Origin of the sequence: Streptomyces sp. NPDC051041, assembly GCF_044456065.1 — a bacterium.
GTDB classification, from domain to species: domain Bacteria; phylum Actinomycetota; class Actinomycetes; order Streptomycetales; family Streptomycetaceae; genus Streptomyces; species Streptomyces glaucus.
Genome location: NZ_JBITFM010000012.1, coordinates 1 through 13,086 on the forward strand (window position 1 = coordinate 1; position 13,086 = coordinate 13,086).

Consider the following 13,086-nt stretch of genomic DNA (forward strand, 5'->3'; position numbering starts at 1 on the left):
GGGGGGGGGGGGGGGGGGGGGGGGGGGGCGGGCGCGCGGGCGGGGGGGGGCGGGGGGGGGGGGGGGGGGGGGGGGGGGGGCCCCCGGGGCCCCCCCCCCACGCCTGCGAAGGGTCAGGGCAGGACGTCCTGCCCGAGCCTGAGATGGTGCAGCAGGAGTAACGCGGCCGCCATGTTGGCGGCCGGGACCTCGCCGCGGGCGACCAGGTCGGGGACGAGCTTGAGGGGCACCCACTCCCGGCGGTCCGACTCGAAGTCGTCCACGGGGTGTCCGACGTACTCGCCCTCGCCGGCCCAGAAGATGTGGTGCCGGGCGTCGGTGAGCCCGTTGGACGGCTCCACGCTCATGAGGTGGCGCAGAGGTCCCGGCCGCCAGCCGGTCTCCTCCTCCAGTTCCCTGGCCGCCGCGGCGGCGACGTCCTCGCCGTCCTCGACGACGCCCGCCGCGAGTTCCCATCCCCAGCTGTCGGTGATGAAGCGGTGGCGCCACAGGAGGAGGACCTCGTTGGCCTCGTTGACCACCGTGGCCACGGCGACGGGCCGCAGCCGCACCAGGAAGTGGTCGAGGTGCCGGCCGTCCGGCAGTTCGACATCCGCGAGATTCACGCTGAACCAGCGGTTCGCGTACACAGTTTGTTCGTTCTTTTTCACCCACTGCACGGTTATGCCACCTTTCGTCGGGTAGGTGGCAATATCGCAGCAGGGGCGGTCCGGCAGCAGGCGCACGGCCGCCGCTCGCGGCGCAAAGGGAGGCACGGCCTCCGGCGACGTGGGCGTCAGGGGATCACAGCGGGACGCGCAGCGCCCCGTCGATGAGCTCGGCCGCCTCCGCCGTGCCCGCGCAGCCGCTGCGCACCAGGTGCTCGCGGACCGCGCGCAGCCGGTCGCGCAGCCGCTGGGACTCCATGCCGCGGGCCTGCTCGGCCATCCGCACCGCGGTGGCCGCCGCCTTGTCCGCCTTGCCCTGCCGGAGCTCGATCGTGCTGAGTATGGCGAGCCGGTGCACCCGGCCCCGGTCGTGGGCGGGGTTGTCGACGGCCGCGGCGGCGTGCTCGGCGGCGGCCCGGAGTTCGCCGAGGCTCAGCAGCGCCTCCGCCACCTGGACGTTGACCAGGCCCGGCTGGACATAGCCGGTCTCGTCGGGTTCGTGTCCGCGCCGGATGCGTTCGGCGGCCCGCTCGGCCCGCCGGATGCAGGACAGGGCGCTCGTGCCGTCGCCGAGATGGGCGTACGCCTTGGCCTGCATCGCGTACAGGTCGGAGGCGAGCGCCGGGGTGATGTGCTTGCCGGCGGCGCGCAGGGCGGCCTCGGCGAAGGCGACGGCCTGGCGGAACTCCCGCATGAACAGCGACTGGTTGACCAGCAGCGCTATGACGTACGCGCCGAGGCCCCGGTCCCCGCTGGCCTTGGCGAGCCGCAGGGCCTGGTGGAAGTAGCGCTGGGCGAGGCCGTGGGCGTCGGAGTCGTACGCGCAGATGCCGGCGATCGCCACCAGCCCGCCCGTCGCCCGGTGCAGGTGGCGGCCGGTGGCGTCGGTGTAGCTGCCGCGCAGCAGGGGGGCGGCCTCGGCGTTGAGGAAGCCGACGATCCGGGCGCGGGTCGCTATGCCGCCGGCCTTGCGGTACAGCTGCTCGTAGTGGGTGCGGGCGGCGCGCAGCATGTCGAGGTCGGCCGGGGTCACCCGGTGCCGGCCGCCGCGGGAGACGTCCACGTCCTCGGGCGGGTTCTCCCACTCCCACACCGGCATCACGGCGGGCGTGCCGGTGAGCGCGGGCGCGTCCAGGACGTGCGGGCGCTGCTGCTGGTCGGAGCGCCACAGGGCGGTGGCGCGCTCGACGAAGCCGGACAGCGAGCCGACGTGCGGGACGGACGGCCCGCCGGGCACGCCGAGGCCGATGTCGTCGAGGGTGACGGGCCGGTGCAGCCGGGCGGCGAGCACCTCGCAGATCAGGTCGGGCACCTGACCGCGGGGCCGCTGCCCCTTCAGCCACCGGGCGACGGCGGTGTGCTCGTAGCGGAGGGCGAGACCGCGTCTGCGGCCCGCCTGGTTGACGTGTGCGGCGAGGCCCGCGTGCGAGATCCCGGCTTCGTCCAGGATCGCGTCGAGCAGGGTGTTGGGCTGCATGGGTGCCCCCGGGATGGCTCGGTGCCGACAGCGTAGTGCGTCCGCCTTCACACGGGGTGTGAACGCAGTGCCCGGATCCGGGCGGTGCGCGCGCTGCCGCGCGGAGTCTCCGGCCGGTTGACTGGTTTTCCTCGTGAAGAGGCCGGCCGGGCCGCCGGCTCCCCCCTCGTACAGTGCGGCGGCCCGCAGCCACGCCGTCCGCCCCGCTGCCTGCCCGACACTCCGCGGCGGGGCGGACGGCAGCCGGTTCCGCCGGTGGTGCCGCAGGCTCAGAGGCTGGTGGTCGGCTGCGCGTTCGACGTGGCCGGCCGGGGCCCGGTGACGGAGCCGTCCCGGTCCCGGCCTCCTGCCGTCGGGGGGTGCTGCGGCCGGCGGTCGTTGTGCAGCACCAGCAGGGCGACGTCGTCCGGGGGCGCGTCGCCCGTGTGGCGCAGCAGCGCGGCGAGGACGAAGCGCAGCACGGCCTGGGGCACGGGGACGGGATGCTCGCGCAGCGCCCCGGTCAGGGCCGCCGCCAGGGGGAAGAACCGGCCACCGGCGTCCCGCGCGTCCTCGGCTCCGTCCGTGTGGAGGAAGAGGGCCTGGCCGGGCAGCAGGTGACCGCAGTGGACCGGCGACAGGTCCGGCGGCAGCGGGAACGGCCCGAGCGGAGGCAGGCACTCCGCGCCGGCGAGCTGCTCGACGCGCGTCGCGTCCAGCAGGTACGGCCACGGGTGGCCGCAGTTCAGGGCGCGCACCTCGCCGTCCGGGTGGATCTCCAGGAGCAGCACGGTGACGAACTCCTCCGCCACCGCGTGCTCGTCGCCGGACCGCCGGCGCAGGTGCCGGGCGAGCGCGCGGTCCAGCCGGCGCAGCACACCGGGGAGTTCGGCCTCGTCGTGCACGGCTTCGCGGAAGCTGCCGAGGACGGCGGCGGCGGTCTCCACGGCGGCGATGCCGTGCCCGCGCACGTCGCCCATGAGCACCCGTACGCCGTGTTCGGTGCCGACGGCCTCGTACAGGTCGCCGCCGATCGCGGCTCCGGGGTCGGCGGAGAGCTGCACGGCGGCGATGTCCAGCCCGTCGATGCGCGGGGGCGGCGGTCTGAGCAGCGCGCTCTGGGCGGCGCCCGCGACCCGGCGGGCCTGCCGCAGTTCGCGCAGCAGCCCGCGCCGGACGTGCAGCACCAGTCCGGTGCCGGCCGCGAAGAAGACGGCACCGGTGACGACCCGGGCTCCGAGCCCGTTCTGCGGGGCGGTCGGGGAGACCAGCCGGTACGTGATCGCGGTGGCCCCCAGGACGGTGGGCAGTCCGAGTGCGAGGGCCCGGAGCAGGGGCCCGCGGCCGTCTTCCCGCGACGGGCGCCGGGCGCCCGGGCGGGCGCGTGCGGGAAGGCCGGGGTGGGCGGGTGCCCGGGAACTCGTCCGGGGCCGCACCCTTCGGGGGGCCCCAGCCTTGATGCGGATCATGCCGAATGGCCCCCCAGTCAGGCCCTGACAGTGCGGACCGGCCCCGAAAGGCCGGTCCGATTCTGTCCAGCACATGCCCCTAAAGGGCCGGATTGCGAAGGATCTCACCCGATCGAGTGAGGTGATCCCGTATGTCCCACAGGGCGTGGGCTGCGGTGATGCGCGACTCCACCGGGTGGGCGCGACGCCCACGACGAACCGGTGGCCGCCGGACGCCCGCAGCCCCGCCCCCGCGGCGCTAGCTCCGCAGCACCGCTCCCGTGCGCTCGCCCGCCAGCGCCACCGCCGCGTCCCGGGCCGCCGAGGCCTCGTCGACGGTCAGCGTCCGGTCGGCCGCCCGGAACCGCAGCGCGTACGCCAGCGACTTGCGCCCCTCGCCCAGCTGCTCGGCGTTCTCGTACACGTCGAACAGCCGGATGGACTCCAGCAGTTCACCGGCGCCCTCACGCAGCGCCGCCTCGACCTGTGCCGCCGGGACGAACGCGTCGACGACCAGCGCGACGTCCTGCGTGGCGACCGGGAACGTGGAGATGCCCGGCGCCTGCGGGGTGTCGTCGCCGACCTGCTCCAGGACGTCCAGGTTCAGCTCCGCCGCACAGGTGCGCGCGGGCAGCCCCAGCGCCTTCAGCACGCGCGGGTGCAGCTCACCGGCGTGGCCGACGACCCGCTCCGCCCCGTCCGCGACGACCGCCAGCTCGGCGCACCGGCCCGGGTGCCACGGCCCGTACCGGCCCTTGCGGACGATCAGTTCGGCCCCGGCCTCCCGGGCGACCGTGCGCGCCGCCTCGACCGCGTCGGCCCAGTCGGCGGGACGGCCCTTGCCCCACCAGCCGGCCTGCTCGCGGGCGCCGGCGAGGACCACGGCGACGTGCCGCGGCTGCTCGGGCAGCGCGGAGTCGAGCTCCGCGATCTCCTCGTCGGTCGGCCGCCGGTCGACGGGGAGCCGGACGGCGGCCTTCTGCTCCTCGCGCGGGTGGAAGACCAGGCCGGTCTCGAACAGCGCGAGGTCGTGGCTGCCGCGGCCGTCGTTGCGGCGCAGCGCGCCCAGCAGACCCGGCAGCAGCGAGGTGCGCAGCGCGGGTTCCTCGTCGTTGAGCGGGTTGGTGAGCTTCACCACGCGGCGGGCCGGGTCGTCGGCGTCCAGGCCGAGCTGGTCGAAGACCTGCTCGCTGACGAACGGGTAGTTCGGCGTCTCGACGTAGCCGGCGCCGGCCAGGGCGCGGCCGACCCGGCGGTGCAGCCGCTGCCGGTGGGTCAGGCCCCGGCCGGCCGGCGGCCTGGGCAGCGTGGAGGGCAGGTTCTCGTAGCCCTCCAGGCGGATGACCTCTTCGGCCAGGTCGTTCGGGTCGGTGAGGTCGGGCCGCCAGGACGGCACGGTGACGGTCAGCTCGTCCTGCCCGTACACGTCGCAGCCGATCTCCTGCAGCCGGCGGACGACGGTCTCGCGGCCGTAGGCGACGCCCGCGACCTTGTCCGGGTGGTCGGCGGGGACGGTGACGGTGCGCGGCGCGGACGGGGCGGCGACCTCGGTGACGCCGGCCTCGGCGGTGCCGCCGGCCAGCAGGACCAGCAGGTCCACCGTCCGCTGGGCGGCGGCGGCCGCGGCCTGCGGGTCGACGCCGCGCTCGAAGCGGCGGGACGCCTCGGAGGACAGCTTGTGGCGGCGGGCCGTGCGCGCGATGGACACCGGGTCGAAGTGCGCCGCCTCGATGACCACGTCGGTCGTGGCGTTCTCCGCGTCCTCGTGGTCGGCGATCTCCGTGTTCGCGCCGCCCATCACGCCGGCGAGGCCGATGGGGCCGCGTTCGTCGGTGATGACCAGGTCCTCGGCGTCGAGGGTGCGCACCACGCCGTCGAGGGTGGTGAGCTTCTCCCCCGGCTCGGCGCGGCGCACCCCGATGGCGCCCTGGACCAGCTTGCGGTCGTAGGCGTGCAGCGGCTGGCCGAGCTCCGTCATCACGTAGTTGGTGACGTCGACGGCGAGCGAGATCGGGCGCATGCCGACCTTCTGCAGGCGGCGCTGCAGCCAGATCGGGGAGCGCGCCTCGGGGCTCAGGCCGGTCACCGTGCGGGCGGTGAAGCGGTCGCAGCCGGTCGGGTCGGAGATGCGCACCGGGTGGCCGAAGGCGTTCGGGGCGGGCACGTCGAGCAGCGCCGGGTCGCGCAGCGGCAGGCCGTAGGCGATGGCGGTCTCGCGGGCGACGCCGCGGATGGACAGGCAGTCGCCGCGGTTGGCGGTGACGGCGATGTCGAGGACCTCGTCGACCAGTTCCAGCAGTTCGATGGCGTCCTTGCCGACCTCGGTCTCGGGCGGCAGGACGATGATGCCCTTGGTGCCGTCGTCGCCCATGCCCAGCTCGTCGCTGGAGCAGATCATGCCGTGCGAGACGCGGCCGTAGGTCTTGCGCGCGGAGATCGCGAAGCCGCCGGGCAGCACGGCGCCCGGGAGCACGACCACGACCTTGTCGCCGACCTGGAAGTTGCGCGCGCCGCAGACGATCTCCTGGGGCTCGCCGGTGCCGTTGGCCTGCCCGACGTCGACGGTGCAGAAGCGGATCGGCTTCTTGAAGCCCTCCAGCTCCTCGATGGTCAGCACCTGGCCGACGACCAGGGGGCCCTTCAGGTCGGCGCCGAGCTGCTCGACGGTCTCGACCTCAAGCCCGGCCGAAATGAGCTTGGCCTGCACGTCGCGCCCGGTCTCCGTCGCCGGCAGGTCGACGTACTCCCGCAGCCAAGAAAGCGGGACCCGCATCAGATCTCCATCCCGAACGGCCGGGTGAACCGGACGTCACCCTCGACCATGTCTCGCATGTCCTCGACGTTGTGGCGGAACATCAGCATCCGCTCGATGCCGAACCCGAAGGCGAAGCCGCTGTACCTCTCCGGGTCGACGCCGCAGGCGGCCAGCACCCTGGGGTTGACCATGCCGCAGCCGCCGAGCTCGATCCAGCCCTCGGACGAGCAGGTGCGGCAGGGCCGGTCGGGGTTGCCGACGGACTCGCCGCGGCAGACGTAGCACACCATGTCCATCTCGGCGGACGGCTCGGTGAAGGGGAAGAAGTTCGGCCGCAGCCGGGTCCTCATGCCCTCGCCGAACAGCGACTGGACCATGTGGTCCAGGGTGCCCTTGAGGTCGGCCATGGTCAGGCCCTCGTCGACGGCGAGCAGTTCGACCTGGCGGAAGACGGGCGTGTGGGTGGCGTCCAGCTCGTCGGTGCGGTAGACGCGGCCGGGGCAGATGACGTAGACCGGCAGCTCGCGGTCGAGCAGGGAGCGGATCTGCACGGGTGAGGTGTGGGTGCGCAGCACGACGCCGGACCCGGTGCCGCCCTCGGGGCCCTGCACGAAGAAGGTGTCGGCCTCGCCGCGGGCCGGGTGGTCCGGGCCGATGTTGAGGGCGTCGAAGTTGAACCACTCCGCCTCGACCTCGGGGCCCTCGGCGACCTCGTAGCCCATGGCCACGAAGACGTCCTCGATGCGCTCGGACAGCGTGGTCAGCGGGTGCCGGGCGCCGGCCGGTACGCGGTCGTAGGGCAGCGTGACGTCCACGGCCTCCTCGACCAGCACGCGGGCGTCCCGCTCGGCCTCCAGCTCGGCCTGCCGGGCGGCGAGGGCCTTGTTCACGGCGCCGCGGGCCTGGCCGACGCGTTTGCCGGCCTCGGCCTTGGCGTGCGGGGGCAGGGCGCCGATCTCGCGGTTGGCGAGGGCCAGCGGGGAGGCGGGGCCGGTGTGGGCGACCTTGGCCTCGTGGAGCGCGTCGAGGGAGTCCGCGGCGGTGAAGGCGGCGAGCGCCTCGTCCCGCATGCGCTCGATCTCTTCCGGTTTCAACGCCTCGACCTCGACAGGGTCGTACGACTTATTGGGTGCCGACATCTCTTCCCGTGCTTCCGATTGGCTGGCTGAAGTCCCCGTCACCGACTCCGAGGGCCGTCTGCGGGACACAAAGGTGCCAAAGGCCGAGTCTAACGGGGCCGAGGTGGACGAATGCGCCCGCGGGCCGCTCAGGTCAGATAGGCCGGAGCGCTCACGGGCAAGGTGAATCGGAACTCGGCGCCGCCGCCGGGGGCGCGGCCGACCGTGATGGTGCCGCCGTGGGCCTCGACGATGCCCTTGACGATGTAGAGCCCGAGGCCGGTGCCGCCGCGCTTGCTGCCCCGCCAGAAACGGGTGAAGACGCGGTTCATGGACTCCTCCGGGATGCCGGGGCCCTCGTCGCTCACCGTGACCGACGTGCCGGCGTCCTCTCCCTCGCGCGGGGACGCCGCGGGCGTGATGTCGATGGTGACGGTTCCCTCGCCGTGGCGCACGGCATTTTCGATGAGGTTGCTGAGCACCTGGTCGATCTTGTCGGGATCGGCCCACAGCGCGGGCAGGGGCTGCTGGAGGCGGAGCAGGAACCGGTCGGCGGGCTGCCCGGCGGCGACGTACGCCTGGATGTGCCGGCCGACGGCGGCGCCGATGTCGACGGGCTGGCGGCGCACCTCCAGCCGGCCGGAGTCGATCCGCGAGATGTCCAGCAGCTCGGCGATGAGCCGGGTGACCCGGTCGGCGTCGGCGTCGACGGTCTCCAGCATCAGCCGCTTCTGGTCGTCGGTGAACCGCTCCCACTTGGCGAGCAGGGTGGCGGTGAAGCCCTTGACGGAGGTGAGCGGGGAGCGCAGCTCGTGGGCGACGGTGGCGATCAGCTCGGCGTGGCTGCGCTCGGTGCGCCGGCGGGCCTCGGTGTCGCGCAGGGTGACGACGACGCGGCGGACGGGCCCGGTGGGCCGGGTGCGGACGTACCGCGCCGAGACCAGCACCTCGCGCCCGCCGGGCAGCAGCAGGTTGCGCTCGGGCTGGCGGACCCGGATGGCGAGCCCGCCGTACGGGTCGGTCAGCTGCCACCAGCGCCGGCCCTCCAGGTCCTCCAGCGGCAGGGCCTCGTCCAGCCGCTGCCCGAGGGCCTCGGCGGCCGGCCGGGCGGTGATGCGCTCGGCGGCGGCGTTGAAGCAGACGACGTGCCCGTGCTCGTCGGCGACGACGAGGCCGTCGGGCAGCTCGTCGGGATCGACGCCGAGCTCGGCGAGGTCACAGGGCCGGGGCGCGGGCGGGCGCCGCACCTCGGGTGCTCCCGGTGCGCTGCTCGTGCCGACGCTCATCCCCGTACCCCACCTCTCGGACGGCCTGGGGCGCCTCCCCGCTCGTGCGGAGCCGAGCGCTCGGGGGAGGATCCCCGAGCTGGTCACCCTACTAGCTCTCGGTGACGGAACGGCACCCTCCGACGGCGCGCTGTGCACGCGCCGACGCGTAGAGGCATACGGCGGCGGCGGTGGCGAGGTTCAGGCTCTCGGCCTTCCCGTGGATCGGGACGCGTACGACGGCGTCGGCGAGCGCGCGGGTCTCCTCCGGCAGCCCCCAGGCCTCGTTGCCGAACACCCAGGCGGTGGGCCCGCCCATGGTGCCGTGGTCCAGCTCGGCGTCCAGGTCCCGGTCGCCCGCTCCGTCGGCGGCCAGGATCCGCACGCCGGCGTCCCTCAGCCCGGCCACGGCCCGCTCGGCGGGCACGCCGACGGCGACCGGCAGGTGGAACAGGGAGCCGACGGAGGCGCGGACGGCCTTGGGGTTGTACAGGTCGACGGAGGCGTCGGTGAGGACGACGGCCTCGGCGCCGGCGGCGTCGGCGCAGCGCAGCACGGTTCCGGCGTTGCCGGGGTCGCGGACGTGCGCGAGGACGGCGACCAGCCTGGGCCGGGCCCTGAGGATCTCCTCGAAGGGCGTGTCCAGGAACCGGCAGATCCCGACCAGGCCCTGCGGGGTGACGGTGGTCGAGACGTCCTCGATCACCTGCTCGGAGGCGAGGTGGAGCCGGGCGCCCGCGGCACGGGCCGCGCCGATGATGTCGGCGTACCGCTCGGCGGCCTCCGGGGTGGCGAACAGCTCGACGAGGGTGGCCGTGCCCGCGGCCCGGTGCAGTGCCGCCTCCCGCACGGCCTGCGGTCCTTCCGCGAGGAACAGCCGCTCCTTCCCCCGGAAGTTCCGCTTGGCGAGCCGCCGCGCGGCGGAGACGCGGGGCGAGCGGGGGGAGATCAGCTCGGGGGTGGCGGGGGACATGCTTCACCTTCACAGGCTCGTTCCCGCCGCACGGCGGTCGGCCGCTGCGGCGGTATTCGGCGGTGCCGAACCGGCGGAGCGGCGCGCGGCGTGCGGCCGGCGCCGCGGACGGACACAGCAGGACCCGCAGGCCTGTGCGGCCTGCGGGTCCCTTCAAGACGTGCCGGCGTGGGGCCGGCGCGGCGTCACGCGGCCTTCGGCGCGTTCACGTCGCTCGGCAGAGCCTTCTGGGCGACCTCGACGAGCGCGGCGAACGCGGTCGGGTCGTTGACCGCCAGCTCGGCCAGGATCTTGCGGTCGACCTCGACGTTCGCGGCCTTCAGACCCTGGATGAAGCGGTTGTAGGTGATGCCGTTGGCGCGGGCGGCCGCGTTGATGCGCTGGATCCACAGCTGGCGGAAGTCGCCCTTGCGCTTCTTGCGGTCGTTGTAGTTGTAGACCAGCGAGTGGGTGACCTGCTCCTTGGCCTTGCGGTACAGGCGCGAACGCTGACCGCGGTAGCCGGAGGCCTGCTCCAGGATCGCCCGGCGCTTCTTGTGAGCGTTGACTGCCCGCTTGACGCGTGCCACTTGTTAACTCCTTGTAGCGGGGTCGCGGTGATCCTCACGCGACCCGGAATCGATTGGGTCCCGGTCCGAGATCGGGCGCGCGGCGCGCGCCCGGCCTCACTTGCCGAGAAGCTTCTTGATCTTCTTGGCGTCGCCCGGGGCCATCTCGGCGTTGCCGGTGAGGCGACGCGTCACACGGGACGACTTGTGCTCGAGCAGGTGGCGCTTGCCGGAGCGCTCACGGAGCACCTTGCCGGAGCCGGTGATCTTGAAGCGCTTACTGGCACCGCTGTGCGACTTGTTCTTCGGCATAGCGCCGTTCTCTCCTCGTCGGTGGCACTCCGGTGCCCGGTCACGAGAACCGGGCACGGTGGAGCGTCGCTCTTGTTTCGGTTACTGCTGGGACTGTCGTCCCGGGGATCACGCCTCGGCGCGCTCCTCGGCCGGCGCCTCGGCGTCCGCAGGGTTCTGCGAGCGACCGGGGTTGGCCTTCGCGGACGCCTTCCGGGCCTCCTGCGCCTGGCGGGCCTCGGCCATCGCCTCGGTCTTCTTCTTGTGCGGACCGAGGACCATGATCATGTTGCGGCCGTCCTGCTTCGGGTTCGACTCGACGAACCCGAGGTCCTGGACGTCCTCCGCGAGACGCTGCAGCAGCCGGTAGCCCAGCTCGGGACGGGACTGCTCGCGACCACGGAACATGATCGTGATCTTGACCTTGTCGCCCTGCTTGAGGAACCGGACGACGTGACCCTTCTTGGTGTCGTAGTCGTGCGGGTCGATCTTCGGCCGGAGCTTCATCTCCTTGATGACCGTGTGCGCCTGGTTCTTGCGCGCCTCACGGGCCTTCATGGCCGACTCGTACTTGAACTTCCCGTAGTCCATGAGCTTGCACACGGGCGGACGGGCGTTCGCCGCGACCTCGACCAGGTCCAGGTCGTACTCCTGCGCAAGCTCCAGGGCCTTGGCAAGCGGCACGATGCCGACCTGCTCGCCGCTGGGACCGACAAGTCGCACCTCGGGAACGCGAATCCGGTCGTTGATGCGGGGCTCGGCGCTGATGGATCCTCCTCGGTAGCACCACGCGACGGTCTGGCGGACAGCCGCGTAACGTCTGTGTTCGTTAGACCTAACCGCGCCGAAGCAGAAAAAATGCCCCGGACGATCACAGCGGGGCTCCTCGAACTACCGGAGCACCGCCGCGGTGACCGCGGGGCGCGACTTCGGGCGGATCACCGCTGTGAGGACGGTGCCGCCTGACCGGTGACCCGCCGTCCCGGGGGACGGTCAGGTGGGAGTTCGAAAGCCTCCACTTGTGGGCCGGGCCCGTTGCCGTGGGGCATACGTGTCCGACCGGTCGTTGCACCAGATTAGCAGGTCCGGAACGCGTGCGCGAACCGGATGTCCGCCGCCTCCTGCTGTCAAGGGGGTGCGCGGCGGGCCCTATGGTGTGGGCATGAGTGAGACCCCTCCTGAGACGCCCGGCACCCCCGACTTCGACGCCATGGCCCGCGACATCGCCGAGGTCCCCGCGGTCGAGGTGATCGTGACGGTCGCCGTCAACCTGATGAGCGCCGCCGCGGTGAAGCTCGGCCTGACCGAGGAGGGCGACACGTACAAGGACCTGGACGAGGCCCGCAAGCTGGTGCACGCCCTGGCCGGCCTGCTGGACGCGAGCGCGACCGAGATCAGCTCCTTCCACGCGGCCCCGCTGCGCGACGGCCTGAAGTCGCTGCAGCTGGCGTTCCGCGAGGCGTCGCTGGTGCCGGACGAGCCGGGCCAGGGCCCCGGCGAGAAGTACACGGGCCCCCTCTACAGCTGACTCACCCGTCCGCGGCCGATCCACCGCGCACGTACAGGGGCTCGCCCGGTGGCGTCGTCCCGGCCGGCAGCAGCGCCAGGTCGAGGCCGCGCACCAGGCGGGCCCTGAGCGTCTCGTCGGCGGCGAGGCGCCGGGCGACCGCGCGGGCGGCCTCGGCCGGGGCCGCGGCGGGGTCGAGGACGAGGGCGAGGGTGCCGTCGGCCTGTCCCGGCCCGAGGTGGGCGCGCAGGACGGCGGGCTCGGCGGCGACGGCGTCCCGCACCGCCCCGACGACGGCCGGGTCGGCGAGCGGGTCGGCCGTGGTCCGCCCCTCGGCGAGGGCGAGCAGCGTGGGGCCGGTCAGTTCGAACGGCACCGGGCCGGCCAGGTCCAGCACGACCGTGTCCGCCCGCTCGTGCGCGGCGGCCTGCAGCGCCTGGTGCAGGGGCACGGCGACCGGGCGGGCCGCCGGGTCCCAGCGGGCCAGGGAGTCGGTCGAGGTGAAGGCGGGCAGGGCGGTGCGGCCGCCGGCCTTCAGGGTGGGCACGGCCATCTCGCTGGTCTTCTCGCGGCGCAGCCCCTTCTCGTCCTCCTCCGTCTCGCCCAGCACGGCCACGACCGGGACGAGCAGCCGGGCGCCCCTGAGGGCCTCCAGGACGGGGCCGACGGCCGTGCGGTCCTCGGCCCAGGCCGCGAGTGCCGCGCTCAGCCGGGGGTCGGCGGAGCCGTCGTCGTCGGAGAAGCCGGAGTCGGGAATGTTCTTGTTCGCCACGGTCCCCGACCCTATAGGGGGGATGCCGCCGGGTCCGTGCGGCCCCGGGAACGCGCACGTGACGCCCCTGACGGGTTTCCCGGGGGTCCCTGCCGTGCTTCTCCGGCCGCCGCGGACGGCTCGCGGCGGGCCCTGAGCGGCGGGTGGCTGCCGCGCGGCGCCACCGGGCTGCGGGACGGCAGCATCGGGCGGGCGCCGGCCGGCGGGCGCGGCTGCCCGGTGGCCGTGGTGCCGGACGGCGACGCGGCGAAGGCGGCGGGCGTCTCGCCGGTGGAGGCGGCGGCGCGGGCGGCGGTGCCGGTGTTC

The 13,086-nt window shown here is 73.9% G+C and carries 12 protein-coding genes; 1 reads left to right on the top strand and 11 read right to left on the bottom strand.

Annotated elements, in window-relative coordinates:
- Positions 1–113 precede the first annotated feature (113 nt).
- The 10 genes from ACIBAI_RS19380 to infC all read right to left on the bottom strand — a co-directional run bounded on the left by ACIBAI_RS19380 (position 114) and on the right by infC (position 11,269).
- Entirely contained in the window at positions 114–659 is a 546-nt protein-coding gene (locus ACIBAI_RS19380; RefSeq protein ID WP_399035780.1) for an NUDIX domain-containing protein, read from the bottom strand.
- Positions 660–783: 124 nt separating this feature from the next.
- Entirely contained in the window at positions 784–2,124 is a 1,341-nt protein-coding gene (locus tag ACIBAI_RS19385) for a transcriptional regulator (protein ID WP_399035782.1), read from the bottom strand.
- A 269-nt stretch (positions 2,125–2,393) separates the two neighbouring features.
- Positions 2,394–3,572 carry a PP2C family protein-serine/threonine phosphatase gene (locus ACIBAI_RS19390; protein WP_399035784.1) on the bottom strand — a complete coding sequence of 393 codons (1,179 nt, stop codon included), beginning with the start codon at positions 3,570–3,572 and terminating at the stop codon, positions 2,394–2,396.
- A gap of 238 nt (positions 3,573–3,810) precedes the next feature.
- Positions 3,811–6,324, bottom strand: a complete 2,514-nt coding sequence (gene pheT / locus ACIBAI_RS19395) for a phenylalanine--tRNA ligase subunit beta (protein ID WP_399035786.1) — start codon at positions 6,322–6,324, stop codon at positions 3,811–3,813.
- The gene (pheS, locus tag ACIBAI_RS19400; RefSeq protein ID WP_399035788.1) at positions 6,324–7,445 is read right to left on the bottom strand and encodes a phenylalanine--tRNA ligase subunit alpha; all 1,122 of its coding nucleotides are present in this window, start codon (positions 7,443–7,445) and stop codon (positions 6,324–6,326) included. Before pheS ends, pheT begins: the two co-directional genes overlap by 1 nt.
- Before the next feature lie 128 nt (positions 7,446–7,573).
- Positions 7,574–8,710, bottom strand: a complete 1,137-nt coding sequence (locus ACIBAI_RS19405) for an ATP-binding protein (RefSeq protein WP_399035791.1) — start codon at positions 8,708–8,710, stop codon at positions 7,574–7,576.
- A 91-nt stretch (positions 8,711–8,801) separates the two neighbouring features.
- Positions 8,802–9,662 carry a TrmH family RNA methyltransferase gene (locus ACIBAI_RS19410; RefSeq protein WP_399035793.1) on the bottom strand — a complete coding sequence of 287 codons (861 nt, stop codon included), beginning with the start codon at positions 9,660–9,662 and terminating at the stop codon, positions 8,802–8,804.
- A 185-nt stretch (positions 9,663–9,847) separates the two neighbouring features.
- Positions 9,848–10,231, bottom strand: coding sequence for a 50S ribosomal protein L20 (gene rplT, locus ACIBAI_RS19415; protein ID WP_200261503.1), 384 nt, complete (start codon positions 10,229–10,231; stop codon positions 9,848–9,850).
- Positions 10,232–10,327: 96 nt separating this feature from the next.
- The gene (rpmI, locus tag ACIBAI_RS19420) at positions 10,328–10,522 is read right to left on the bottom strand and encodes a 50S ribosomal protein L35 (protein ID WP_030577024.1); all 195 of its coding nucleotides are present in this window, start codon (positions 10,520–10,522) and stop codon (positions 10,328–10,330) included.
- Between the two features lie 108 nt (positions 10,523–10,630).
- The gene (gene infC / locus ACIBAI_RS19425; RefSeq protein WP_399036035.1) at positions 10,631–11,269 is read right to left on the bottom strand and encodes a translation initiation factor IF-3; all 639 of its coding nucleotides are present in this window, start codon (positions 11,267–11,269) and stop codon (positions 10,631–10,633) included.
- A 394-nt stretch (positions 11,270–11,663) separates the two neighbouring features.
- Here infC and ACIBAI_RS19430 point away from each other — a divergent pair, with 394 nt between their 5' ends.
- On the top strand, positions 11,664–12,029 hold the full coding sequence (locus ACIBAI_RS19430; RefSeq protein ID WP_344607179.1) for a DUF1844 domain-containing protein: 366 nt from the start codon (positions 11,664–11,666) through the stop codon (positions 12,027–12,029).
- A gap of 1 nt (position 12,030) precedes the next feature.
- Here the strand turns inward: ACIBAI_RS19430 and ACIBAI_RS19435 are convergent, their stop codons facing one another.
- Positions 12,031–12,780, bottom strand: coding sequence for an SseB family protein (locus ACIBAI_RS19435; RefSeq protein WP_399035796.1), 750 nt, complete (start codon positions 12,778–12,780; stop codon positions 12,031–12,033).
- Positions 12,781–13,086 lie beyond the last annotated feature (306 nt).

Coding starts and splice junctions, on each gene's coding strand:
- ACIBAI_RS19405 (WP_399035791.1), bottom strand. CDS start 8,710: ATGAGCGTCGGCACGAGCAGCGCACCGGGAGCACCCGAGGTGCGGCGC.
- ACIBAI_RS19410 (WP_399035793.1), bottom strand. CDS start 9,662: ATGTCCCCCGCCACCCCCGAGCTGATCTCCCCCCGCTCGCCCCGCGTC.
- ACIBAI_RS19390 (WP_399035784.1), bottom strand. CDS start 3,572: ATGATCCGCATCAAGGCTGGGGCCCCCCGAAGGGTGCGGCCCCGGACG.
- pheS (WP_399035788.1), bottom strand. CDS start 7,445: ATGTCGGCACCCAATAAGTCGTACGACCCTGTCGAGGTCGAGGCGTTG.
- rpmI (WP_030577024.1), bottom strand. CDS start 10,522: ATGCCGAAGAACAAGTCGCACAGCGGTGCCAGTAAGCGCTTCAAGATC.
- pheT (WP_399035786.1), bottom strand. CDS start 6,324: ATGCGGGTCCCGCTTTCTTGGCTGCGGGAGTACGTCGACCTGCCGGCG.
- ACIBAI_RS19430 (WP_344607179.1), top strand. CDS start 11,664: ATGAGTGAGACCCCTCCTGAGACGCCCGGCACCCCCGACTTCGACGCC.
- ACIBAI_RS19385 (WP_399035782.1), bottom strand. CDS start 2,124: ATGCAGCCCAACACCCTGCTCGACGCGATCCTGGACGAAGCCGGGATC.